A 22,767-nucleotide genomic window follows, 5' to 3' on the forward strand; every position below is an offset into this window, starting at 1 on the left:
ACCGGCCCTTGTCCGCACCCCCTCTCCGTCATGAGAATGCGCATGACAAAAACGGCGCCGTCCGGACGATCTCCGGCCGGTGCCCTCCATAGAGGGGACCCCCACATGAACAAGCCTCTCCTTGCCGCGCTCGCCACCCTGGCCGTCACCGGGGTCGGCGTGGCACCGGCGGCCGCGTCACCCGCGGCCCCCGCCGCCCGCGCCGTCTCCTTCGCCGGAACCGTCGCGCTCAGCAACTGCTCCGGCTCGGTCGTCCGCCTGCCCGCCTCCGCGGACGACGACCCGGCGCTGGTCATGTCCAACGGCCACTGTCTGGAGACCGGCTTCCCGGCGGCCGGCGAGGTGGTCGTGGACCGGCCCTCCAGCCGCACCTTCGGGCTGCTCAACGCCTCCGGCACCCGCGTCGCCACCCTGCGGGCCGTCAAGATCGCCTACGGGACCATGACCGACACGGACGTCTCGCTCTACCAGCTCAGCAGCACGTACGCCCAGATCCGCGGCTCCTACGGCATCAGCCCGCTCACCCTCAACGACACCCGCCCCGCGGCAGGCACCGCGATCACCGTCGTCTCCGGCTACTGGAAGCGCACCTACGCCTGCAACGTCGACGGGTTCGCCTACCGCCTGAAGGAGGGGGAGTGGACCTGGAAGGACTCGGTCCGCTACACCTCCGCCTGCCAGACCATCGGCGGCACCTCCGGATCGCCCGTCGTCGACAACGCCACCGGCAAGGTCGTCGCCGTCAACAACACGGGCAACGAGGACGGCGGACGCTGCACCGACAACAACCCCTGCGAGGTCGCGGAGGACGGCACCGTGACGGTCCGCGAGGGCATCAACTACGCCCAGCAGACCTACGGGATCCCCGCCTGCTTCGGCCCCGGCAACAAGCTCGACCTCTCGCGCGCCGGCTGCGCCCTGCCCAAGCCGTAGTGCCGGTCCGGCGGGCCGGCGCCACGGCCTGCCGTGCCGGACCGGCCCCCGGCTCAGCGCGGGACCCGGCGCACCGACCGTCCGGCCAGCACGTCGGTGCGCCGCCCGTCCTCCATCACGAACCGCCCGTCCACCAGCACGTACGGGATGCCCGTCGGCAGCACCCGCGGCTCCTCGAAGGTGCTGCCGGCCGCGACCGTCGCCGGGTCGAAGAGCACCAGGTCGGCCCGGTACCCCTCGCGCACCAGACCCCGGTCCGGCAGCCGCAGCCGGGCCGCCGGGCGCGAGGTGAGGTGGGCGACGCACTCCTCCAGCGACAGCACGCCCAGCTCGCGCACGTAGTGCCCGAGGTAGTGCGGGAAGGTGCCGTAGGCGCGCGGGTGCGGCTTGGCGCCCTGGAGGATGCCGTCCGAGCCGCCGGTGTGCACCCGGTGCCGCATGATCGCGCGGACGTTCTCCTCGTGGCCGACGTGCTGGAGGATGGTCGGCGCCAGCCGGTCGGCGAGCAGCAGGTGCCGGGCGACCGTCCACGGGCTCTCGCCGCGCAGCCGCGCCGACTCCAGCACCGTACGGCCCACGTACGGGGCGAGCGCCGGGTCGCCCGTGCCGGAGATCTCGATCGTCTCCCACTCCATGGGCACCCCGTGGGAGCCGTCGGAGCCGATCTCCTCCATGTGGTGGCGGATCCGCTCGGCGGTCTCGTCGTCCGCCAGCCGCTCGAGGATCCGCTCCGGGCCGCCCTCGCTCGCCCAGCTCGGCAGCAGCGCCACCAGGGTGGTGCAGCCGGGGGTGTAGGGGTAGGTGTCGAGCGTGATGTCGGCGCCGCCGGCGAGTGCGTCGTCGAGCAGGGTCAGCAGCTCGGGGGCCCGGCCCTTGTTGACGCCGAAGTTCATCGTGGCGTGGGCGAGGTGGAGGGCGCAGCCCGCCTCACGCGTCAGCTCCACCATCTCCTCGTACGCCCGGAGCGCCCCGGCGCCGTACGAGCGGTGGTGCGGGCAGTAGTAGCCGCCGTACGACGCCACCACCCGGCACAGCTCGGTCAGCTCGGCGTCCTTGGCGTACATGCCGGGCGTGTACGTCAGCCCGGACGACATGCCGACCGCGCCCTGCTCCAGGCCCTCGGCGACCAGGCGCCGCATGTGCTCCAGCTCCGCCTCGGTCGCCTCCCGGTCGTCCCAGCCGACGGCGAGGGCGCGCACCGTGCCCTGCGGGATCAGGTACGCGGCGTTCACGGCGATGCCGCGGTCGAGCCGGTCGAGGTACTCGCCGACCGAGCGCCAGTCGAAGTCGACGTCGTCACCGGGGCCGTTCCACCCGGCGATCGCCCGGCGCACCTCGCCGAGGGTGCGGTCGTCGACCGGCGCGTACGACAGCCCGTCCTGGCCGATCACCTCCAGGGTGACGCCCTGCGCGGCCTTGGCGCCGTGGTCCGGGTCCCGCAGCAGCGCCAGGTCGCTGTGGGCGTGCATGTCGATGAAACCGGGGGACAGGACCAGTCCCTCGGCGTCCAGTTCCCGGCGCGCCCTGGGGCGCTGGCAGCCGGCGGCCGCCGCCTCCTTGACGATCGAGACGATCCGGCCGCGGTCGACCACCACGTCGGCGCGGTAGGAGTCGCCGCCGGAACCGTCCACGACGTCGGCGTCCCGGATGACCAGCTCTTCCATGCTGACTCCTCCTGGCTTCTCTAGAAGAACGTGCGGATGTAGTCGACGACCGTCCCGTCCGCCTCGGCGACCGGGATGAGCTGCCACTTGTCGAAGGACGTGCACGGGTGGGACAGCCCCAGGCCCAGCCAGTCCCCGACCTCCAGCTCCGCCTCCGGGGCAGTGCGCAGCCAGGCGTGCTGGTCGGACAGGCCGCTCACCGCGATGCCGGTCGCGGGGCGCTCGGCGCCGCCGCCGGCCGGGCGCACGGCCTGGGCGAAGGGCAGGTCGAGGTCGTACGCGGCGTCCCGCTTGCCCGCGTTGGCGAAGGCCTGCCCGGGGGAGGGGCGGGAGACCACCTGGGCCCACAGCCGGAACGCGGGCTGCAGGGCGCCCTCGGCGGGGACGCGGTTGAAGGGGGTCACCTCCCGGTAGTGCCCGTCGTCGTGGGAGACGTACGCCCCCGAGCGCAGCAGCTTGAGGACGGGCCGGGAGAGGGCGGGCACCTCGGCGAAGACGTCGGCCACCGCGTCGAACCAGGCGCTGCCGCCCGCGCTCAGCACGATCTCCTCCAGGCCCTCGAACCGCCCGGCCCCGTCGAAGCCGACCGCCAGCGCGACCAGCCTGCGCAGCCACGCGTGCACGCGCTCGGGGTCGGCGTCCGGCACCTCGCCCTCGTACCCGGCGACACCCACCAGCCGCAGCGTCCGCGTCCCGGCCACCGCGTCGGCGACCGCCGCGCACTCGGCCTCCGTGCGCGCCCCGGTCCGAGCGCCCTCGCCGGCGCCCAGTTCGACCACGACGTCCACCGGGCGGCCGGCGCCCGCCGCGGTCAGGGCCGCGTCCATCAGCTCGACGCCGCGCACCGAGTCGACGTAGCAGACGAAGCGGAACTCCGGGTCGGCGTCCAGTTCCGCCGCGAGCCGGCGCAGGGCGGCGGCGTCGACCAGCTCGTTGGCCAGGAAGATCCGCCCGATGCCGAAGGCCCGCGCCACCCACACCTGGTGCGGCACCGCGAGGGTGATGCCCCAGGCGCCGTGCTCGATCTGGCGGTGGAAGAGCTGGGGTGCCATGGAGGTCTTGCCGTGCGGCGCGAAGGCGAGGCCGTGCCGGGCGGAGTACGTCTCCATGAGCTTCAGGTTGTGCTCCAGGCGCTCGGCGGACAGCGCGAGGACGGGAGTGGCGAAGCCGTCGGTGAAGAGGTTGCGGCGCTGTGCGGCCAGCTCGGCGAGGGTGAGGCCGTACGCGTCCGGGGGGAGGCCCTTGAAGCGGTGGTCGACGCGCTCCTGCGCCAGCTCGGCGAGGGCTTCGCGGCCGCTCACGGGGCCGTTGTCGAGGGCCATGGAGCCTCCCTGATCCGTTCCGTTGCAAATCTTGCAACAGGCGTTGCGTATATCGCTTACTGCTGTCTAACATCTCGGCGAACGCGGGGTCAACGGAGCCGCCGCCCGCGAGACGCGAAGAGGAGTCAGGACCATCGTGACCGTCGACGGACCCCGCAGCACCGCCCCCGACGTCGTGGACGTCGTCGCGCTCGGCGAGTCCATGGTCACCTTCCTCCCCTCCGTACCCGGCCGCCTCGCCGACGTCCCCTCCTTCGAGAGGACCATCGGCGGCGCCGAGTCCAACGTGGCCTGCGTCCTCGCCGCCGCCGGACACGCCGTCCGCTGGGTCGGCCGGGTCGGCGCCGACGGTTTCGGCGACCACCTCGTCGAGGCGATCGGCGCCTACGGCGTCGACGTCTCCGCCGTCCGCCGCGACCCCGCCCGCCCGACCGGCATCTACTTCCGCACCGCGGGCGACCGGGCCACCGACGCCCACGAGGTCGCCTACTACCGGGCGGGCTCGGCCGCCTCCGCGATGTCCACCGGCACCATGGACCTCGACGCCGTCCGCTCCGGCCGCGTCCTGCACCTGTCCGGCATCACGCCCGCGCTCTCCGCCGACTGCCTCGGCCTCGTGCGCGAACTGACCGCCCGCCGCCCCGGCCGCCCCCTCGTCTCCTTCGACGTCAACCACCGCCCCGGCCTGTGGCGGGACGCCGGTCACGGCCACGGACCCGAGGTGCTCCTCGACCTGGCCCGCGGCGCCGACCTCGTCTTCGTCGGCGACGACGAGGCGCGGGACGCCTGGGGACTCACCGGACCCGAGGCCGTACGCGCGGCGCTGCCCGAGCCGGAGCTGCTCGTCGTCAAGCAGGGCGCGAGCGGGGCCACCGCCTTCCACGGGGACCGCGCCACCTCCGTCCCCGCCCTGCACGTCGACGTCGTCGCCGCCGTCGGCGCGGGCGACGCCTTCGCCGCCGGGTTCCTCTCCGCCACCCTGCGCGAGCTGCCCGTACGCGAGCGGCTGCGTCACGGCCACCTCATGGCCGCCGCCGCCCTCACCGTCCCCGGCGACCTCGCCGCACCCCCCGCCCGCGACCACGCCGACCGCCTGGCCGCCCTGGACGACACCGCGTGGGGGAGACTGCGACTCGGCCCCGGCTGGACACAGGCCGACGCGAGGGCCGAGGAGGAGGTACGCACCCCATGAGCCAGACCGTCGACCGCGCGCTCAGCATCCTGCCGCTGCTCGCCGAGGGGCCCGCCGACCTGGGCCGGGTCGCCGACCGCCTCGGCGTGCACAAGTCCACGGCCCTGCGCCTGCTGCGCACCCTCCACGACCACGGTTTCGTCTACCGCCAGGCCGACCAGCGCTACCGCCTCGGCGCCCGGCTCATCTCCCTCGCCCAGGAGGCGATGGAGAACCTCGACGTCCGCGAGATCGCCCACCCCCACCTCGTGCGCCTCAACGAGCAGGTCGGCCACACCGTCCACCTCGCCGTCCACGAGGAGGACGAGGTCCTCTACATCGACAAGGTCGAGAGCCGCTACCCGGTCCGCATGTACTCCCGGATCGGCAAGCCCGTCGCCATCACGGTGGCGGCCGTCGCCAAGCTCCTGCTCGCCGACCTCCCCGAGAACGAGCGCCGTGCCGTGGCCGAGCAGCTCGACTACCCCATGTACACGGCCCGTTCGACACCGAACGCCGACGGGTTCCTCAAGGAACTCGCCAAGGTGCGCGAACAGGGCTGGGCCACCGACCTCGGTGGCCACGAGGAGTCCATCAACTGCGTCGCCGCGCCCATCCGGGGCGCCGACGGCCGGGTGGTCGCCGCCATGTCGGTCTCCGCGCCGAACGTCGTCGTCACCGCCGACGAACTCCTCACCCTGCTCCCGCTGGTGCGCCGTACGGCGGACGCCATCAGCGGCGAGTACTCCGGCAGGACCCCAGTCAAGGAAGTCACCGCATGACCGACAAGATCGCTCTCACCCCCGCGACCCACACCGTCCCCCCGGCGAAGTTCTCCCACGGCGTGAAGAAGGGCAACATCCTCCAGGTCGCCGGCCAGGTCGGCTTCCTCCCCCACGAGGAGGGCAAGGCCCCCACCCCGGCCGGCCCGACCCTGCGCGAGCAGACCCTCCAGACCCTCGCCAACGTCAAGGCGATCCTGGAGGAGGGCGGCGCCTCCTGGGACGACGTGATGATGATCCGCGTCTACCTCACGGACGTCGGCCACTTCGCCGAGATGAACGAGATCTACAACACCTACTTCGAGGAGCAGGGCCTCACCCAGCCGCCCGCCGCCCGCACGACCGTGTACGTCGGTCTGCCCGCCGGCCTCCTCATCGAGATCGACGCGCTGGCCGTCCTCGGCTGACCGTCCCCTCCCCGCCTGTCTGAACCGCTTGTGAACGGCACGGCGCCCCCCACCCCACGGGGCGCCGTGCCGTGCTCCGCCCTGCCCGAAAGCTCCATGTACTTATCCAGAGGACCCCCGAATGTCCCACCCGTCCCTCCAGTTCGCCGCCGCCTCCGAGGCCCCACCGCACACCGGCGGCCTGCTCACCCTGATCGACGGCACGGCCGGCCTGCTGACCGTCGCCGCCATCGGCATCGCGCTCCTGCTCTTCCTCATCATCAAGGTGCGGCTGCAGCCCTTCGTCGCGCTGCTCGCCGTCTCCATAGCCGTCGGCCTGCTCGCCGGCCTGTCGGTCACCGAACTCTTCGGCACCGTCCAGAAGTCCGACGCCGTCTCGACCATCGAGTCCGGCATGGGCGGCATCCTCGGCCACGTCGCCATCATCATCGGCCTGGGCACCATGCTCGGCGCGATCCTCGAAGTCAGCGGCGGCGCACAGGTGCTGGCCTCGCGGCTGCTCGGCCTCTTCGGGGAGAAGCGTGCCCCGCTCGCCATGGGCCTCACCGGCCTGATCTTCGGCATCCCGGTCTTCTTCGACGTGGGCATCTTCGTCCTCGCGCCCATCGTCTACGCCGCCGCCAAGCGCTCCGGCAAGTCGATCCTGCTCTACTGCCTGCCGCTGCTGGCCGGCCTGTCGATGACCCACGCCTTCCTGCCGCCGCACCCCGGCCCGGTGGCCGCCGCCGGACTGCTGAACGTCAAGCTCGGCTGGATCATCCTCATGGGCATCGTCTGCGGCATCCCCGCCGTCCTCGCCGCCTGGGCGTTCTCCGCGTGGATCGGCCGCCGCATCTTCGTGCCCGTGCCGCAGGACATGGTCGAGGCCGCCGAGGAGGCCAAGCAGGCCGTCGTCGAGGAGCAGCGCAAGGCCGGCGTCGCGCCCACCGAGAGCCCCGTCGCGCTCGGCACGGTCCTCGGCATCATCGGCACCCCGCTGGTGCTGATCCTGGCCGCGACCTTCTCCTCCATCGCCCTGGACCCGTCCACCCTCCGCTCGGTGATCGAGTTCTTCGGCAACCCGTTCGTCGCCCTGACCATCGCCCTGCTCCTCGCCTACTACCTGCTCGGCATCCGGCGCGGCTGGTCCCGCAAGTCCCTGGAGACGGTCTCGACCGCCTCGCTGAAGCCGGTCGGCAACATCCTGCTGGTGGTCGGCGCCGGCGGCGTCTTCGGCGCGGTCCTCAAGGCCAGCGGGGTCGCCCAGGCCCTCTCCGACACCTTCAACGACGTCGGCCTGCCGGTGATCGTCCTGTCCTACCTGATCTCCGTGGTGCTGCGGGTCGCGCAGGGCTCGGCGACGGTGGCGATCGTGACGACGGCGGGCATCGTGGCGCCGCTGCTGTCCGAGGGCGACCACTCGCAGGCGTTCGTCGCCCTGGTCATCATGGCCATCTCGGCGGGCTCCATCTTCGCCTCGCACGTCAACGACGGCGGCTTCTGGATGGTCGCCAAGTACTTCGGCATCAGCGAGCGGGACACGCTCAAGACGTGGACCGTCCTGGAGAGCGTGCTCTCGGTCGCCGGGTTCGTGGTGGCGGCGGTGGTGAGCCTGTTCGTGTAGGCGGCTCATGTAGGCGTCTGATAACGAAGTCGGGGCTGGCTGTGCCCGGCACAGGATCGTCGACCATACTGCCCGCGTGGAGCAGCGCAGAGGATCGACGAGCCAGCCCCTGGAAGGCGCCGGATTCGACCCGGCCTTCATCCCCGGGCTCACCGCACCCGTGTCCGGTGGGCCGAAGGACGCAAGACGCGAAGAGGCGGGGGAGGACGCCGCCACGGAGCCCGAGGAGCCCTCGGCCGCCGGGGAACCGTCCGCCGTGGACGCCTTGGACGCCGAGGACGCCACGGACGCCGAGGAACCGGAGGACGAAGCCCCCGTGGACGGCCCGGTGTTCGAGGCGTCCGACCGCCGCGCCCGGATCGTCGCCGACCACAGGGGCGTACGCCTCTCCCTCGACGACCAGAGCTGCGACTTCCGCTGGGACGAGGTCGGCGCCGTCGAGACGGAGACCGGCCGCTTCGGCAAGCGGTTCACGGTGACGGTGCACACGCCGGACCGCCGCTGGTACCCGATCGAGATCGAGGCCACGTCCCGCAGCCGTTTCCCGGAGTGGGAGTCGGCCCTGGACGAGGTCCTCGACGCGTACTTCGAGGACGGCGAGGCGCAGAGCGCGGACGAACCGGAACCGGAGAAGGAGTCCGCGGCCGGGGACGCCGCCGGGGAGACCAAGGACGAGAAGGACGCCGAAGAGGCCACCGCACGCGCGGAGTAGGCGCATCGGGTGAAGATCGGTGCACGCCCTCTTGCCGCACCGGCGGTCATGGGCTTTCTTGACCCCCATGGCGGACACCACGGGCAACACCTCGGGCACAGGCGTGACGGGCGGTGCCGACGCGGCCCCCCGCAAGTCCAGTTGGCGCTCCATCGGTCCCGGCATCGTCGTCGCGGCGACCGGTGTGGGCGCCGGCGACCTCGTGGCCACCCTCATCGCGGGCAGCAACTTCGGCTACACCCTGCTGTGGGCCGCGGTGATCGGCTGCCTCGTGAAGATCTCCCTCGCCGAGGCGTGCGGCCGCTGGCACCTCGCCACCGGCCGCACGCTCTTCGACGGCTGGGCCAGCATCGGCCCCTGGACCACGTGGTTCTTCGCGGTCTACGCCGTGATCTGGGGCTTCGTCTACGGCGCCGCGGCGATGTCGTCCAGCGCCCTGCCCCTGCAGGCCCTCTTCCCGGACGTGATGGACCTCGAATGGTGGGGCATCGCCTGCGGCCTGGTGGGCCTGGTCTTCGTCTGGTTCAACAAGTACGACGTCTTCGAGAAGGTCATGACGGTCCTGGTGGGCGTCATGTTCGTCGTGACCGTCTACCTGGCCATCCGCGTCACGCCCCACCTGGGCGACGCCTTCGCGGGCCTCCTCCCGGTCCTCCCGGACGAGAAGGACTCGGTCCTCAACACCCTGGGCCTGATCGGCGGCGTGGGCGGCACCATCACGCTGGCCGCGTACGGCTACTGGGTCAACGCCAAGGGCTGGACCAGCACCGGCTGGATGAAGGTCATGCGCCTGGACAACCGGGTCGCCTACGCCACGACCGGCATCTTCGTGATCGCCATGCTCTTCGTCGGCGCGGAACTGCTGCACTCGGCGAACATCGCCATCGCGAGCGGCGACAAGGGCCTGATCCAGCTCGGCGGCATCCTGGAGCAGGAGTACGGCACGGCCACCGGCAAGCTCTTCCTGATCGGCTTCTTCGCCACCTCCTTCACCTCCCTGATCGGCGTCTGGCACGGCGTGAGCCTGATGTTCGCCGACTTCCTGGCCCGCCGGCGCGGCGAACGCGAGGCCAGGGCGGACGAGTTGGCCTCCGGCCGCCGCGAGCGCTCCTGGGCCTTCCGCGCCTACCTGCTCTGGCTCACCTTCCCGCCCATCATCCTGCTCTTCCAGGACGAGCCCTTCCGCCTGATCATCATCTACGGCGTCCTGGGCGCCGCCTTCATGCCCTTCCTCGCCCTCACTCTGATGTGGCTGCTCAACTCCTCACGCACACCCCGCGAGTGGCGCAACGGCGGCGTCAGCAACGGGATGCTGACCGTCGCGGGGCTGCTGTTCCTGGTCCTGTGCGTGAAACAGATCTGGGACCAGCCGTGGGGGGAGTTCTTCTGACCTCCGGGCAGGTCCGAACGGGCACCGCCGGCTGACTCGAAGGGCAGGAACGCGCGAACGCACCGTGCCCGAACCGCTCTGGCCCGCAGTCTTCCGGCGCGGTACGAAGAAGAGGACCGTCCCGGGTCCCGAGAGGATTCCCATTGCGCGCGCACGACCTGCCCGAAGCACTCGGCAAGGAAACCCGCAAGGGCGCACCGGCAGTCGGCAGACCGGCAATCGGGCGTCCGGAGCTGCAGCCCGGCCACCCGTCCGCTCCTTCGGCTGCCCTGGCTCTTCAGCGCGCGATCGGGAACACCGCGACGACCCGTGTGGTCGAGGAGTCAAGGCACCGGCACGGCGCAGGGAGCGGTCACGGCCGCACGGGCGCGGGTGCCGCCGCTTCGGGCACTCCGACGGTCCAGCGGGCGCCCGCCCCCGGCGGCGCGGGGCCGAAGGAGGAGGCGAAGCCGACCGAGTGGTTCAACGCGACCACCGGCAAGTGGCAGGGCGGGCAGCCCGACCCGGAGACGATGCGCCCCGCCCACGGTGGGGAACGCCTCCTCCTGAAGCCGAAACTCGAGGCGGAGTACGCCGCCAAGCACTACACCGATGTCGGCCAGGTTCCCGTGTTCAAGGCCCGGGCGTACCGCAGGAAGAAGGGTCCGGGCCCGGCTTCGACAGGTCGCTCTCCCGAACTGCGGATGCTCGACCGGCTGGGGCGCCTCGGGATGAGCCAGATCCGGCCCGAAGGCACGCCGCACCTGGCGACCTCCGTCATGCCGAACGGCCGGTTGGGCATTGCCGGCAATACCGGCCGGTCCCATGTCACCGGGGCCGAACGGGACAATGTCAACCAGGAACTGGCGGACGTACAGGACGAGTCCGTAGAGCCCTACGGACAGAGGCGGATGGACAAGGACCTCCACAAGGTCCGCGCGATGCAGGCCGGCGACTACTTCGAGGGCGCGTACAACAGGCCGCAGCTGGGCGCAGTGGCCAAAGCCCTGAAGAACCCGGACTGGAGCGGCTCCGGTGTCGGGGACAACAACGGCGGCCAGCCCGGCTCGCAGCACGGCGAAATGACACTGCTCGGTCAGCACATCGCCGACTGGAAGGCCAATCCGCGACAGCGCGAGCAGGGAATGAAGACCGTGGACATGGGCGGCGTCAAGCTGGCCTGCGCGGCTTGCCAGTGGGCCTTCGAGGCCGCGAACCAGTTCATCGGCAGCAAGTACGGCTACCGAGTGGCCGCCTCGGGCGGACACGGCATGCTCTTCCGCAACTGGATCATGCCGAAGTGGCTGGCCGAGGTCCCGGAGGCCCGCAAGTACGTGGAAAGCAAGATCAAGGCCAAGGCCCCCGGCGCCAGGTTCTACGAAGGAAGTTCCGGTGCCCTCGTGCTCTACCTTCCGAAGGACTACAAGAGTGCGGACGCCGACCAGGACCCGGCGGAGTCCGAGTCCGAGTGGGAGCCGATCTAGCGTCCCGGTCCGCGGCACCGCGCCCTCCGCGTCCTGGCCCGCGTCAGCCCCGCGACATGCGGAGGCCCCTTGCCGTACGCGGTACGGGTGAACGGGCCGGTGGCCCGCCTCATGACGGGTGGTCCGTCTTCTACGTTCGGTGACGGCATGCGCGGGCCACGGGGAGGGCCCTCGGGAGCAGGACCGGCGAAAGGCTCACCCGATGTCGGGGCTGGAGAGCGCGGTGGCGCGGACGGTGTCCTTCGGGCCGTCCGTCGGCTGCTGTCTGCTGGCGGCCTCGCTGGCCCTGCGCGCGCGGTGGGCCGGCGGACGGGTGCGGACGCGACTGCTGCTGCTCGCGGGCTCGGCGGTGGCCGGGGGCGCCTACCGGCTGCTGGCCGACGCGCTGTCGACGGACCCCTCGGCCGCCGGGCCTGACGGGCGACCGCTGCCGGGGCCGGTGGTGGCCGTCGGAGCGCCGCTGGCGGTCGGCCTGGCGGCGGCCGGTCTGGTTCTCGCGGCGGACGCCGGCGCCGGGCGTCCCGAGTTGCTGCGGAGGGTGTGCGACGGGTTCGTCGCGGCGGGAGCCCTGTTCATGGCGGGGTGGGTCCTGCTGCGCGGGGCCGGCGGCGGCTGGCGGCTGGGGGAGGGGATGGTGGGGTTCCTGTGGGCCGCCGAGCTGGTCTTCCTCAGCTTTCTGCTGGCCCTGTGCCGCCTCGTGCGCAGTGACCGGAGGGCCACCGTGTGGGCGGGGGCCGCCGGACTCTCCCTCATACTGCTCGGCGACACCATGCGGCTGTGGGCGGTCGGCCCGCACCGGCTCGGGGCGGACGCCGCCGAGGTGGTCGCCGGCTGCAAGACCGTGGGCCTGCTGGTGATCGCCGTCGGCCCGTGGCTGCCCGGCGGGGCCGGCGTCCTCGGGACCGCCCGGCCGACGCTGCGCTGGGGGATGGAGGGCGCCGCGGCGTTCGTTCCCCTGACGGTCTGCACGGTCATGGCACTGGGGCACGTCCTGACCCCCGACGCCCGGGACCCGGTACCGCTGCTGGTGGGCGGGACGGTGCTGCTGAGTCTGTGGGCGCGCCAGAAGTTCCTGCCGGGCGAGCCCGTGGAGAGAGGCGGCTGAGCCTCGTGCGGCCGCCCTTCCCGCCGTCGCCGCGGTGGGGAAGGGACGGGCGCACGAGGCCCCGGGCCCCGGCTACGGCAGCGCGTGCACGTGGGCCCCCACCGCGCTAGACCACGCGTTGCCCGCCGTCGCGTCCCAGTTGGTGGACCAGGTCATCGCGCCCCGCAGGTCGGGGTACGTCTTCGACGGCTTGAAGGAACCGCAGTTGGTCGCCTTGGTGAGGCAGTCCAGCGCGGCGTTGACCACCGACGGGGCGACGTAGCCGCCGCCCGCCGCACGGGTCGAGGCCGGCAGGCCCAGGCCGACCTGGGACGGGGCGAGCCCGCCCTCGAGCTGGATGCAGGCCAGGGCGGTCAGGAAGTCGACCGTGCCCTGGGCGTACACCTTGCCGTCACAGCCCAGCATCGTGCCGCTGTTGTAGTACTGCATGTTGACGACCGTGAGGATGTCCTTCACGTTCAGCGCCGTCTGGAAGTAGCCGCCCTGCGTCGACTGCATGTCGATCGTCTGCGGGGCCATGGTCAGGATCATGCCCGGGCCCGCCTTCGCCGACAGGGCGCGCAGGGCCTGGGTCATGTAGGTCGGGTTGAGACCGTTCTCCAGGTCGATGTCGACGCCGTCGAAGCCGTACTCCTGCATGAGGGAGTACACGGAGTTGGCGAAGTTCGTCGCGGAGGCGGCGCTGTTCACCGAGACGGTGCCCTTCTCGCCGCCCACCGAGATGATGACCTTCTTGCCCGCGGCCCGCTTGGCCCGCACGTCCGCCTTGAACTGGTCGACCGTGTAGCCGCCGAGCCCGGCCGAGTCGAGGTTGAAGGTCACCGCGCCCGGCGTCGTGGTCGCGTCGGCGAAGGAGACCGCGATGATGTCGTACGCGGAGGGCACGTCGGAGATCTTCTGGACGGTCGCCCCGTTGTTGAAGTTCTGCCAGTAGCCGGTCACCGCGTGCTTGGGCAGGGTGCCGCTGCCTCCGCCGTCGTCCGGCGCCGTGGTGCGGGCCGTGACCGCCGCCGACTTCGCCGACTCACCGGCCGCGTTCACGGCCGTGACCTGGAAGGAGTACGACGTCGAGGCCGCCAGGCCGGTCACCGTCGCCGAGGTGCCGGTCACCGCGGTCACCTTGGTGCCGTCGCGGTAGACGTGGTAACCGGTGGCGCCCGAGACCGTGTTCCAGGTGAGGGAGGCCGAGTTCGGCGTCGTGCCCGAGACGCTCAGGCCGGCCGGGGTCGCGGGGGCCGTGGGGTCGGGGTTGCCGCCGTCGCCGCCACCGCCGTCGGGGCCGAAGACGGACAGGTCGTCGACGTAGTACGCCGCCTGCCCGTACCAGCCGTGCGTGTACACCGTCACCGAGGTCGTCGAGGAGCCGGTGCTGAAGGTGGTCTTGAGCTGCTTCCAGGAGGCCGAGTCCGGCGTCCAGGTCGACACGTCGGTCGTGCCGGTGCCCGTCACGCCCAGGTAGGAGTAGCCGCCCTGCACCCACGCGCTCAGCGTGTAGGTCGAGTTGGGCTTCACCGCGACACTCTGGGAGCAGCGGGCGGTGTCCTGCCCCGCCGGGGTGGCCTTCAGGGCCGCCGAGCCCGCGTGCACCGGGGAGGCGACGGTGGCGCCGCTGTTCGCGGAACAGGTCCAGTTGCTCAGACCGGACTCGAAACCGGCGTTCTTGGCGTTGTTGACGTCGGCGGCCGATGCCGGGCCGACCGCCGTGAACGCGAGCGCCAGTGCGGCGGTGACGGCGCCCGAGAAGGTGCCGAGACGTCTGCCGCGCCGTCTGCGTACGGGGTCCACTGCTGCCTCCGGTGGGGAAGTGGGGCGGGATGGGGGACGGTGGCCACCGCTGAACTACAAGGTGGTCCAGACCAATTGAAGGTGTCAAGAGGTAGGTACGGACCAAGTTCGCGGCCCGCTCGTGGTGAGCGAGGTGTCCTCGAAAATGCTCAACCTGTCCTGTTTTGGCGCACCTTGTGCAACACAAGTTGTTCCAGAGCTGTAGAAACGCTGTTCTCCGGTCACAGACGCGTGGATACAGTGCTCACGTAGTCACGCAGTGAAGTCATCCGGGGTGCCGGAGCAACGCCGGCGGACCGACGGGCATGGGAGACGGGGAGCCGCGCGTGCCAACTGCCATCGCCGTGACCAGTGCCGACCTGGCACTGCCGCCGCAGGACGAACGGACGCTGCCCGCGGCCGTGCTCCAGGACGTCGACCGGCGCCCCCTGGACCAGGTGCTGGCCGAGCTCCAGGCCCTGGCCGACCAGTGCGGCCACGTGATCGTGGTGTGCTCCCAGGCCGTCCCGGCGGGCGTCGAGCGGCGCCTGCACACCGTCCGCGCCCTCCTGGAGACCGATCGCATCGCCCTGTTCCGGCCGCCCCTGCCACCGCTCGGCATCGCCGTGCTGGCCCGCCAGCTGCGCCAACTGGCCTCCTGCGACCTCGGCCCCGGCGTCCTCGCCTCCGCCGGCCGCCTGCTCACCCACTACATCCACGCCGGTGCCCTGCTCGGCTCCGTCACCCGGCTCGACCGCGTGCCGGTGGACCTCAAGGCGCACGCGAGGTCCTGGGTGCCCGGCAGCCAGTTCGGCGTCGTGGCCCACCCCGAGCCGCAACTGGTGCGCATCGGCCCCGAAGCCGCCCTGACCGGACCGGAGTTCGGCACCTCGCTGCTGGTCGCCAAGGGGCAGCTCCCGTCCGACTGGGTCACCGGCACCCTCGCCCCGTCCTGGCGGGTGCAGGCGCTGCGTGAGACGCCGCTGCCCGCGGAGTCCCCGGACTGGTGGGGGACGGGGCGGCTGACCGAGTTCTGCGCCTACCTCCCCGACCTCTCGGTCCTCTACCAACTGGTCACGTCGGTACGGCAGAGCGCCTGCCACTGGTGCGGCCTCGACGTCATCGGCGACCGCTGCGTGTTCTGCTCCGCGACACCACCGCTCTACGACGACCACGGCGGCGACGCCTCGGGCGGCCCCGCCGGCGGCGGCCGGGACCGCGCGCTGGACCACCGCCGTGACCCCGCCCTGGGCCGCCGGCGTGAGAGACGCGCCCTGACGGGGTAGGCCGCTACCGCCCCCGCCCGCCAGCCCCCGTCCGCCCGGACGTCCGACCACCCCAATGAGGTTGCACGGCCCATGAACTCCCGTCAGCGCCGCGGCATCGTCCTGCTGATCCTGTCGGTCCTCTGCGCCCTCGGCGCGTTCGCCGGCGTGCTGTCCGTCGTCAACGACGTGAAGTCCAAGGTCGGCCCCGAGGTGACCGCGTACCGGCTGAAGTCCGACATCGAGCCCTACACGGAGCTCGGGGCCGCGCAGTTCGAGAAGATAGAGATGCCCGAGCGCTGGCTGTCCGACAACGCCGTCACCGACCTGTCCCAGGTCCGCGGCAAGACGGCCGTGACCAGGCTGAAGGCGGGGTCGCTGCTCCAGACCGACATGATCGTCGACACGCCCGCGCTGCGGCCCGGGCAGCAGGAGGTCGCCATCATGATCGACGCGGCGACCGGCGTCGCCGGGAAGATCACCCCGGGTGCCACCGTCAACGTGTACGCCACCTTCGAGGGACAGCGCGAGAGCGACCCCGACCAGTCCAAGATCGTCGTGACCAACGCCAAGGTCATCGACGTGGGTGAACTCACCTCGCTGGAGCCCGAGGCGGACAGCCGCGACCGCCGGAGCACCGACGCCGTCCCCATCACCTTCGCCCTGTCCACCATCGACGCCCAACGCCTCACCTACGCCGAGTCGTTCGCGCGGCGCGTCCGGCTCGCGCTGGTGGCCCCCGGCGGCGACACCACGGTCCCGGACAAGGACCGGACGTACGAACTCGCGAAGGACAAGTGAGAGCCGCATGGCCACGAGGATCCTCCCGGCAGTCGGCGACCCGGACGCCGTACGGTCCCTCACGTCGCTGCTCGGCCAGCTCCCGGACGCCGAACCGGTCACGCCGGTCGCCGACTCCACCCAGCTCGTCGACACCCTCGCCCGCCTCGCCGCCGAGTCGGTCGACGAACTGCCCGAGGTCGTGATCGTCCACGAGCGCATCGGTCCGGTCCCGGCCCTGGAGCTGATCCGCGAGGTCGCCCTGCGCTTCCCGGCCGTCGGCGTCATCCTCGTCACCTCCGACCCCGGCCCCGGCCTCTTCCAGGCCGCCATGGACTACGGCGCCCGCGGCCTGGTCGCCCTCCCGCTCGGCTACGAGGAACTCGCCAGCCGCGTCCAGGCGGTCGCCCAGTGGTCGGCGGGCGTACGCCGGCACCTGGGCAGCGCCGTCGACGTGTTCACCGGAACCGGCGGCACCGTCGTCACCGTCAGCGGCGCCAAGGGCGGGGTGGGCACCACGCTCACCGCCATCCAACTGGCCCTGGCCGCACGGGCGTCGGGCCGCTCCACCGCCCTGCTCGACATGGACCTCCAGAGCGGCGACGTCGCCTCCTACCTGGACGTCCGGTTCCGCCGGTCCGTGGCCGACCTGGCCGCCATCACCGACCTCTCCCCGCGCGTCCTGGCCGACGCCGTCTTCCGCCACGACAGCGGCCTCGCGCTGCTGCTCGCCCCCGGCGAGGGCGAACGCGGCGAGGAGGTCACCGACCGCGCCGCCCGCCAGGTCGTGGGCGCCCTGCGCTCCCGCTACGAGGTCCTCGTCGTCGACTGCGGCGCCCAGCTCGGCGCCGCCGGCGCCGCCGCCGTGGAGACGGCCGACACGGCACTGCTGGTCACCACCCCGGACGTGCTCGCCGTACGGGGGGCCAAGCGGGCGGTGCGGATGTGGGACCGGCTGCAGATCCGCAAGGCGGAGGAGACCACCGTGGTCGTCAACCGGCACACCCGGGGCACGGAGATCCAGCCCCCGCTGATCCAGAGGATCACCGGCACGGCGATCGCCGCCACCACGGTCCCGGCCAACTACAAGGAACTCCAGGGCGCCGTGGACGCGGGCCGCGTGCACGAACTGGACGCCAGGAGCACCGTGAAGCAGGCCCTGTGGGCGCTCGCGGGCGAACTGGGCCTGGCCGGCGTGCCCGAGGGGGGCCGCAAGGGCCACGGGCGCCTGCGCGGGGACCGGGGTGCCCGGGGCGACCGCGGTGCCCGGGGCACGGCCGGCTTCCGGCGGCGGAAGGACGGTGCGGGGTGAGCGCGTTAGGCGGCCGGGCACCGGCCCGGGACCGGGAGAGCGGCCAGGTCACCGTCGAGTTCCTCGGCATGACCCCGGTGATCGTCGCGACGCTGGTGGTGCTGTGGCAACTCGTGCTCGTGGGATACACGTACACGCTCGCGGGGAATGCTGCCGACGAAGCGGTACGGGCGGCGACGGCCGCGGAGCGCGGGGCGCGGCAGGGGGCCTGCCGGGAGGCGGGCCTGGACAAGCTCCCGGGCTCCTGGGAGGGAGGCGCCGAGGTGAACTGCGGCAGCGCGGGCGGGTACGTCACCGCCGACGTGCGCATCAAGGTCCCCCTCCTGTTCCCGGGCACCCTCAGCGTCCCGTTCACCGTGCACGGCCACGCGGGGGCCGTGGAAGAGGAGGACGACTGAGATGCCGTACACCCGCGGGGGGCGCGCCCGGGACCGGGGCCAGGCGGCCATCGAGTACCTCGGCTTCCTCCCGATCCTGGTCCTCGTCGGCATGGCCGTCGTCCAGCTCGGCCTCATCGCCTACACCGCCCAGCAGGCCGGCACCGCGGCCCGGGCGGGAGCGCGCAGCGCCTCGCTCCGGGAGAGCGCCGACGCGGCGTGCGCGGCGGCCGTCAGCGGCCGGCTGGCCGGCGGCACGCACTGCACGCCGTCGTACGGCGGGGACGAGGTGACGGTCGTCGCCACCGTCGACATCCCGTCGATCGTGCCGGGCTGGGACTTCGACCCGGCCCGCAAGTCCGCCACCATGCCGCTGGACCACTGACCGAGGAGCCGAGGACGCATGAGCCTGCGCGCACGCATCCACTCGCCCGAGGAGCACGGCAGCCGGGGCGAGGACGGACACCTGGTCGCCTCCTACCGGGCCAAACTCCTGGAGGAGATCGACCTCGCCGAGATGGGCGCGCTCGCGACGGCCGAGCGCCGGGCCCGCCTGGAGCGCGTCCTCGGGCACATCATCAGCCGCGAGGGCCCGGTCCTGTCGACCGTCGAACGCTCCCAGCTGATCCGCCGGGTCGTCGACGAGGCGCTCGGCCTCGGCATCCTCGAACCCCTCCTCGAAGACGCGTCGATCACGGAGATCATGGTCAACGGACCCGACGCCATCTTCGTGGAACGCGCGGGCCGCGTCGAGCAGTTGCCGCTCCGCTTCGCCTCCCACGACCAACTGATGCAGACCATCGAACGCATCGTCTCCACGGTCAACCGCCGCGTGGACGAGTCGAACCCGATGGTCGACGCCCGCCTGCCCTCCGGCGAGCGCGTGAACGTCATCATCCCCCCGCTCTCCCTGACCGGAGCCACCCTCACCATCCGCCGCTTCCCGCGCTCCTTCACCCTCCAGGAGCTGATCGGCCTCGGCTCGCTCGACGAGAACATGCTCTACCTGCTGGCCGGCCTGGTGCAGGCCCGCTTCAACATCATCGTCTCGGGCGCGACGGGCACCGGCAAGACCACGCTGCTCAACGCCCTCTCCGGTCTGATCCCCGAGTCCGACCGCATCATTACCATCGAGGACTCGGCCGAACTCCAGCTCCAGCAGTCCCACGTCATCCGCCTGGAGTCCCGCCCCCCGAACGTCGAGGGCCAGGGCCGGATCACCATCCGCGACCTGGTCCGCAACTCGCTGCGCATGCGCCCCGACCGCATCGTCGTCGGCGAGGTGCGCGGCGGCGAGTCGCTGGACATGCTCCAGGCCATGTCCACGGGCCACGACGGCTCGCTGGCCACCGTCCACGCCAACAGCGCCGAGGACGCGCTGATGCGCCTGCAGACCCTGGCGTCGATGTCGGACGTGGAGATCCCCTTCGTCGCCCTGCACGACCAGATCAACAGCTCCGTCGACGTCATCATCCAGCTCACCCGCTTCGCCGACGGCGCCCGCCGCATCACCGAGATCGCCCTGCTGGCCAGCCACGGCGGCGAGCCGTACCGCCTGGCCACCGTCGCCCGTTTCAACGCCCGCCCGATGGGCGCCGACGGCCGTGTCGTCGGCGCGTACGAATACCACCCCCTCCCGCAGCGCACCGCCGAGCGCCTCTACATGGCGGGCCAGCCCATCCCGCAGGCCTTCGGCGTGGCCCACGCACCGGACCAGCTCACCACCCGAGAAGCCAGGTAGGACCGCCCGATGGAACCGGAACTCGACACGCTCGTCACGCTCACCACCGGCATCACGCTGCTGACCTGCGTCCTGGCGGTCATGGGCCTGCACTCCTACGCCGCCGGCAAGGCCCAGCGCGCGGCCCTGGTCGACCGCCTCACCGCGGCCGGACAGACCCCGGTCACGGGACGCCGGCGCCGCTTCCCGGGCCTGGACCGCCGCCTGCGCCGCACCAGGCTCGGCCGCGACCTGGAACGCCGCCTGGCGGCCACCGGCCTGGACGTCACCCCCGGCGAGTTCTTCGCCTGCATGGTGGCCACGGTCGCGGGCCTGTGGCTGATCGGCCAGGCGGCCCTGGCCCCCTTCTTCGGCCCCCTCGCGGGCCTGCTGGGCATCGGCGTGGCGATCCAGTTCCTCAACTGGCAGCGCCAGAAGCGCATCGAGAAGTTCATCAACCAACTCCCCGAACTCGCCCGCATCCTCGCCAACGCCACCCAGGCCGGCCTCGCCCTGCGCACCGCCATCGGCATGGCGGCGGAGGAACTGGAGGCCCCGGCCGGCGAGGAACTGGGCAAGGTGGCCGACCAGCTCGCCATCGGCGCCTCCATGGACGACGCCCTCGGCGAACTCGCGGGCCGCCTCCCCTCCCGCGAACTGGTCGTCCTGGTCACCACCCTCGTGCTCGCCAACCGCGCGGGCGGCCAGGTGGTCGGCGCCCTGCGCAACCTCACGGAGACGCTGGAGGAGCGCAAGGAGACCCGGCGCGAGATCCGCACCCAGCTCTCCCAGGTCACGATGACGTCCTACGCCGTCCCCGTCCTGGGCGTCGGCTCGTTGCTGCTGATGAACGGGGTGAAGGACGGCGCCCTGGAACGCATGACGGGCTCCCCGGCCGGCCAGGCCGCGGTGATCACCGCCTTCGCGCTGTACGCCGTCGGGTTCGTCCTCATCCGCCGCATGTCCCGCATCGACGTCTGAGAGGAGGCGGAGACACCGATGACCATCCCCTTCCCCGGCCTCCTCCTGGCCCTCTTCATGGCCCTGGGCGTCTGGGGCGTCTTCGCCGGGATCCGCATGTACCGGGCGGAGGCCAAGCTCCCCGACGACCTCGCCCTCGCGCTGGAGGTCGGCGCCACCCGCACCGGCGCGGCGCACTCCCTCATCGACCGCATGGGCATGCGCTACGCCCCCGCCGTACTGCGCCTGATGGGCCCGGCCCTGGTCGCCCGGTACCGCCGCAGGATCGACCTCGCCGGCAACCCCGGCGGCCTCACCATCGACCGCTACGCCGCCCGCCGCGCGGTCTACGGCGCCCTGGGCGCCGTGGGGTTCCTGGTCTTCCTCCTGCGCGGCCAGTACGTGGTCGCCCTCCTGCTGCTGGCCTTCGGGGCGTTCTGGACGGAGGTGGGCCTCTGGTCGGCGGTCCGCATCCGCAGGGACGTCATCGAACGCACGCTGCCCGACTTCCTGGACGTCCTGGCGGTGGTGGTCAGCGCGGGCCTCGGCTTCCGCCAGGCCCTGGACCGGGTGTCGACACGGTACGAGGGTCCCTGGGCCGACGAACTGCGCATCACGCTCCGCCAGATGGACCTCGGCATGAGCCGCCGGGAGGCCTTCACGGAGCTGCGCCGGCGCAACGACTCGGAACAGGTCGCGATGTTCGTGACGGCACTCCAACAGGGCGAGGAACTGGGCGCCCCCATCGTCGAGACCCTGGTCTCCCTGGCCAAGGACATGCGCCGCACCGACGCCCAGAACGCCCGCCGCAAGGCCGCCCGCGCGGTCCCCAAGGCCACGCTCATGATCACGACCTTCATGGTCCCGGCCACGATGATCCTCCTCGGCGCGGGCCTGATCCTGGGCTCGGGGACGGACTTCGGCACGCTCACGGGCGAGTAGAGGAGTGCGACTGCACATGAACAGAAGACGTCAACTACCGCCATCCAGAGACTCACTCGCCCTACTTCGCCGCAATACCTTTCGCACTTGCAATCAACTGTGGGACAGTCGTTGCCTGGTACTCCCGCCAGGCCGAGGTCCCCGAGCGCAAGGGAGGTGGAGATCGTGGACGCCATGACGTCCGGCACGACCGGCCGGCAGATCACCGCCACCCACCCGCGCGTCCCGCACGAGGAACGCGACGCCGCCCACCCTGGAGGGGAACACCATGACCAACTGGCTTCACACCGCCGCCGCCCACCTGCACACCCTCACCACCGCCCGCCGCAGGGACGAGGGTCAGACGGCGGTGGAGTACCTGGGGATCATCGCGGTGGTGGTGGCGATCGTGCTGGCGATCACGGGGACGGATATCGGCGAGACGATCTACAACGCAATCACGGACAAGATCGACGAGCTCATCGACTGACGCGTCACTTCGGCCGAATGGACGAAGGGCAGGCCTTCCCCATCTACATCACAGTGGTGGCAGGCCTGCTCTTTCTCGCGCTCGCATATCTGGCAGTCGGACAAGCTGCCACGAACCGAGGCGGGGTGCAAACAGCAGCCGACGCGGCCGCCCTCGCTGTAGCTCAGGAAACTCGCGACCAGCTCGCGGGAGAGTGGGTGGACAACATACGGGATCCGACCTCCTGGGAGCGCATTTTCGACGGTGTGGGAATGGCCCTCAACGACTCGTGCTGGCGTGCTGCTCAACTTGCGTCACGGAACGACGCCCATGTCGATGAATGTACGCCAGACGGTCCACTGGGGTACCGCGTCGAGGTCACGTCGGATGAGCCGGTCGGACAGTCGATCGTCCCCGGGACGGAGAATAAGTACGCGCACGCTTCTGCCTTCGCCGTCGTCGAACCCCGGTGTGACATCGAGCTTCCCGAAGGAGAGGGAAAGGCCGAATCAGTAGGCCTCACCTGCGGTGATCAAAAATGGGAACTCGATCTGGAGGATCTCCCAGAGTTGCCGAAGCCTCAAGATCTGTTTGACGTGCATTTGGCAGACAATTAGTCCGGAAGAGCGAGACGAGTGACGAAGGGA

General features: G+C 71.7%; 22 protein-coding genes. 19 read left to right on the forward strand and 3 right to left on the reverse strand.

Features of this window, described 5'->3' with window-relative positions; genetic code table 11:
* Positions 1-105: 105 nt before the first annotated feature.
* Complete coding sequence (locus Sdi02f_RS09540; RefSeq protein WP_030400850.1) at positions 106-933, forward strand: S1 family peptidase; 828 nt, start codon at positions 106-108, stop codon at positions 931-933.
* A 53-nt stretch (positions 934-986) separates the two neighbouring features.
* Here Sdi02f_RS09540 and Sdi02f_RS09545 read toward each other — a convergent pair whose 3' ends face one another.
* A complete protein-coding gene (locus tag Sdi02f_RS09545; RefSeq protein WP_031086465.1) occupies positions 987-2,597 on the reverse strand; it encodes an N-acyl-D-amino-acid deacylase family protein in 1,611 nt (536 codons plus the stop codon).
* Between the two features lie 20 nt (positions 2,598-2,617).
* Positions 2,618-3,919 carry an amino acid deaminase gene (locus Sdi02f_RS09550; RefSeq protein WP_031086467.1) on the reverse strand — a complete coding sequence of 434 codons (1,302 nt, stop codon included), beginning with the start codon at positions 3,917-3,919 and terminating at the stop codon, positions 2,618-2,620.
* A gap of 136 nt (positions 3,920-4,055) precedes the next feature.
* Here Sdi02f_RS09550 and Sdi02f_RS09555 point away from each other — a divergent pair, with 136 nt between their 5' ends.
* The 8 genes from Sdi02f_RS09555 to Sdi02f_RS09590 all read left to right on the forward strand — a co-directional run bounded on the left by Sdi02f_RS09555 (position 4,056) and on the right by Sdi02f_RS09590 (position 12,552).
* Entirely contained in the window at positions 4,056-5,111 is a 1,056-nt protein-coding gene (locus Sdi02f_RS09555) for a sugar kinase (protein WP_108933077.1), read from the forward strand.
* On the forward strand, positions 5,108-5,872 hold the full coding sequence (locus Sdi02f_RS09560) for an IclR family transcriptional regulator (RefSeq protein ID WP_030400846.1): 765 nt from the start codon (positions 5,108-5,110) through the stop codon (positions 5,870-5,872). Before Sdi02f_RS09555 ends, Sdi02f_RS09560 begins: the two co-directional genes overlap by 4 nt.
* Positions 5,869-6,279, forward strand: a complete 411-nt coding sequence (locus Sdi02f_RS09565) for a RidA family protein (protein WP_030400845.1) — start codon at positions 5,869-5,871, stop codon at positions 6,277-6,279. Before Sdi02f_RS09560 ends, Sdi02f_RS09565 begins: the two co-directional genes overlap by 4 nt.
* Positions 6,280-6,400: 121 nt before the next feature.
* Positions 6,401-7,882, forward strand: a complete 1,482-nt coding sequence (locus Sdi02f_RS09570; RefSeq protein WP_108933078.1) for a GntP family permease — start codon at positions 6,401-6,403, stop codon at positions 7,880-7,882.
* Between the two features lie 76 nt (positions 7,883-7,958).
* Positions 7,959-8,594 carry a hypothetical protein gene (locus Sdi02f_RS09575; RefSeq protein ID WP_108933079.1) on the forward strand — a complete coding sequence of 212 codons (636 nt, stop codon included), beginning with the start codon at positions 7,959-7,961 and terminating at the stop codon, positions 8,592-8,594.
* A gap of 67 nt (positions 8,595-8,661) precedes the next feature.
* Positions 8,662-9,984, forward strand: a complete 1,323-nt coding sequence (locus tag Sdi02f_RS09580; RefSeq protein ID WP_167458148.1) for an Nramp family divalent metal transporter — start codon at positions 8,662-8,664, stop codon at positions 9,982-9,984.
* Between the two features lie 143 nt (positions 9,985-10,127).
* Complete coding sequence (locus tag Sdi02f_RS09585; RefSeq protein ID WP_159042865.1) at positions 10,128-11,447, forward strand: hypothetical protein; 1,320 nt, start codon at positions 10,128-10,130, stop codon at positions 11,445-11,447.
* Between the two features lie 202 nt (positions 11,448-11,649).
* Positions 11,650-12,552: a hypothetical protein gene (locus tag Sdi02f_RS09590; RefSeq protein ID WP_234319772.1), complete on the forward strand. Its 903-nt coding sequence runs from the start codon at positions 11,650-11,652 to the stop codon at positions 12,550-12,552.
* Positions 12,553-12,624: 72 nt separating this feature from the next.
* Here Sdi02f_RS09590 and Sdi02f_RS09595 read toward each other — a convergent pair whose 3' ends face one another.
* Positions 12,625-14,337: a chitinase gene (locus Sdi02f_RS09595; RefSeq protein WP_030400839.1), complete on the reverse strand. Its 1,713-nt coding sequence runs from the start codon at positions 14,335-14,337 to the stop codon at positions 12,625-12,627.
* Positions 14,338-14,642: 305 nt separating this feature from the next.
* On the opposite strand from Sdi02f_RS09595, the gene Sdi02f_RS09605 reads away from it, so the two are divergent.
* The 10 genes from Sdi02f_RS09605 (at position 14,643) to Sdi02f_RS09650 (ending at position 22,737) form a co-directional block, all read left to right on the forward strand.
* Entirely contained in the window at positions 14,643-15,602 is a 960-nt protein-coding gene (locus tag Sdi02f_RS09605) for a hypothetical protein (protein WP_108933081.1), read from the forward strand.
* 72 nt (positions 15,603-15,674) lie between these two features.
* Complete coding sequence (cpaB, locus tag Sdi02f_RS09610; protein WP_108933082.1) at positions 15,675-16,382, forward strand: Flp pilus assembly protein CpaB; 708 nt, start codon at positions 15,675-15,677, stop codon at positions 16,380-16,382.
* Positions 16,383-16,389: 7 nt separating this feature from the next.
* Complete coding sequence (locus Sdi02f_RS09615; RefSeq protein WP_108933083.1) at positions 16,390-17,673, forward strand: CpaE/TadZ family protein; 1,284 nt, start codon at positions 16,390-16,392, stop codon at positions 17,671-17,673.
* On the forward strand, positions 17,670-18,071 hold the full coding sequence (locus Sdi02f_RS09620) for a TadE/TadG family type IV pilus assembly protein (protein WP_030400835.1): 402 nt from the start codon (positions 17,670-17,672) through the stop codon (positions 18,069-18,071). The genes Sdi02f_RS09615 and Sdi02f_RS09620 overlap by 4 nt, the downstream gene beginning before the upstream one ends.
* A gap of 1 nt (position 18,072) precedes the next feature.
* On the forward strand, positions 18,073-18,435 hold the full coding sequence (locus Sdi02f_RS09625; RefSeq protein WP_030400834.1) for a TadE/TadG family type IV pilus assembly protein: 363 nt from the start codon (positions 18,073-18,075) through the stop codon (positions 18,433-18,435).
* Positions 18,436-18,453: 18 nt separating this feature from the next.
* The gene (locus Sdi02f_RS09630; protein WP_030400833.1) at positions 18,454-19,791 is read left to right on the forward strand and encodes a TadA family conjugal transfer-associated ATPase; all 1,338 of its coding nucleotides are present in this window, start codon (positions 18,454-18,456) and stop codon (positions 19,789-19,791) included.
* A 9-nt stretch (positions 19,792-19,800) separates the two neighbouring features.
* On the forward strand, positions 19,801-20,751 hold the full coding sequence (locus Sdi02f_RS09635; protein WP_030400832.1) for a type II secretion system F family protein: 951 nt from the start codon (positions 19,801-19,803) through the stop codon (positions 20,749-20,751).
* An 18-nt stretch (positions 20,752-20,769) separates the two neighbouring features.
* Positions 20,770-21,672 (forward strand): DUF5936 domain-containing protein, encoded by a 903-nt coding sequence (locus tag Sdi02f_RS09640; RefSeq protein ID WP_108933084.1) that lies wholly within the window; start codon positions 20,770-20,772, stop codon positions 21,670-21,672.
* Between the two features lie 268 nt (positions 21,673-21,940).
* Positions 21,941-22,141 (forward strand): hypothetical protein, encoded by a 201-nt coding sequence (locus tag Sdi02f_RS09645; RefSeq protein ID WP_053666237.1) that lies wholly within the window; start codon positions 21,941-21,943, stop codon positions 22,139-22,141.
* A 17-nt stretch (positions 22,142-22,158) separates the two neighbouring features.
* Positions 22,159-22,737 (forward strand): pilus assembly protein TadG-related protein, encoded by a 579-nt coding sequence (locus Sdi02f_RS09650; protein ID WP_063885168.1) that lies wholly within the window; start codon positions 22,159-22,161, stop codon positions 22,735-22,737.
* Positions 22,738-22,767: the final 30 nt, after the last annotated feature.

The sequence above is a fragment of the Streptomyces ardesiacus genome (genome assembly GCF_003112575.1).
Classification (GTDB): domain Bacteria; phylum Actinomycetota; class Actinomycetes; order Streptomycetales; family Streptomycetaceae; genus Streptomyces; species Streptomyces ardesiacus.

What these genes read in the sequence shown, in the direction of transcription:
- Sdi02f_RS09540 (WP_030400850.1), top strand. Translation starts at nt 106, where the DNA reads ATGAACAAGCCTCTCCTTGCCGCGCTCGCCACCCTGGCCGTCACCGGG.
- Sdi02f_RS09545 (WP_031086465.1), bottom strand. Translation starts at nt 2,597, where the DNA reads ATGGAAGAGCTGGTCATCCGGGACGCCGACGTCGTGGACGGTTCCGGC.
- Sdi02f_RS09550 (WP_031086467.1), bottom strand. Translation starts at nt 3,919, where the DNA reads ATGGCCCTCGACAACGGCCCCGTGAGCGGCCGCGAAGCCCTCGCCGAG.
- Sdi02f_RS09560 (WP_030400846.1), top strand. Translation starts at nt 5,108, where the DNA reads ATGAGCCAGACCGTCGACCGCGCGCTCAGCATCCTGCCGCTGCTCGCC.
- Sdi02f_RS09565 (WP_030400845.1), top strand. Translation starts at nt 5,869, where the DNA reads ATGACCGACAAGATCGCTCTCACCCCCGCGACCCACACCGTCCCCCCG.
- Sdi02f_RS09570 (WP_108933078.1), top strand. Translation starts at nt 6,401, where the DNA reads ATGTCCCACCCGTCCCTCCAGTTCGCCGCCGCCTCCGAGGCCCCACCG.
- Sdi02f_RS09580 (WP_167458148.1), top strand. Translation starts at nt 8,662, where the DNA reads ATGGCGGACACCACGGGCAACACCTCGGGCACAGGCGTGACGGGCGGT.
- Sdi02f_RS09590 (WP_234319772.1), top strand. Translation starts at nt 11,650, where the DNA reads ATGTCGGGGCTGGAGAGCGCGGTGGCGCGGACGGTGTCCTTCGGGCCG.
- Sdi02f_RS09605 (WP_108933081.1), top strand. Translation starts at nt 14,643, where the DNA reads ATGGGAGACGGGGAGCCGCGCGTGCCAACTGCCATCGCCGTGACCAGT.
- cpaB (WP_108933082.1), top strand. Translation starts at nt 15,675, where the DNA reads ATGAACTCCCGTCAGCGCCGCGGCATCGTCCTGCTGATCCTGTCGGTC.
- Sdi02f_RS09615 (WP_108933083.1), top strand. Translation starts at nt 16,390, where the DNA reads ATGGCCACGAGGATCCTCCCGGCAGTCGGCGACCCGGACGCCGTACGG.
- Sdi02f_RS09625 (WP_030400834.1), top strand. Translation starts at nt 18,073, where the DNA reads ATGCCGTACACCCGCGGGGGGCGCGCCCGGGACCGGGGCCAGGCGGCC.
- Sdi02f_RS09630 (WP_030400833.1), top strand. Translation starts at nt 18,454, where the DNA reads ATGAGCCTGCGCGCACGCATCCACTCGCCCGAGGAGCACGGCAGCCGG.
- Sdi02f_RS09635 (WP_030400832.1), top strand. Translation starts at nt 19,801, where the DNA reads ATGGAACCGGAACTCGACACGCTCGTCACGCTCACCACCGGCATCACG.
- Sdi02f_RS09640 (WP_108933084.1), top strand. Translation starts at nt 20,770, where the DNA reads ATGACCATCCCCTTCCCCGGCCTCCTCCTGGCCCTCTTCATGGCCCTG.
- Sdi02f_RS09645 (WP_053666237.1), top strand. Translation starts at nt 21,941, where the DNA reads ATGACCAACTGGCTTCACACCGCCGCCGCCCACCTGCACACCCTCACC.
- Sdi02f_RS09650 (WP_063885168.1), top strand. Translation starts at nt 22,159, where the DNA reads ATGGACGAAGGGCAGGCCTTCCCCATCTACATCACAGTGGTGGCAGGC.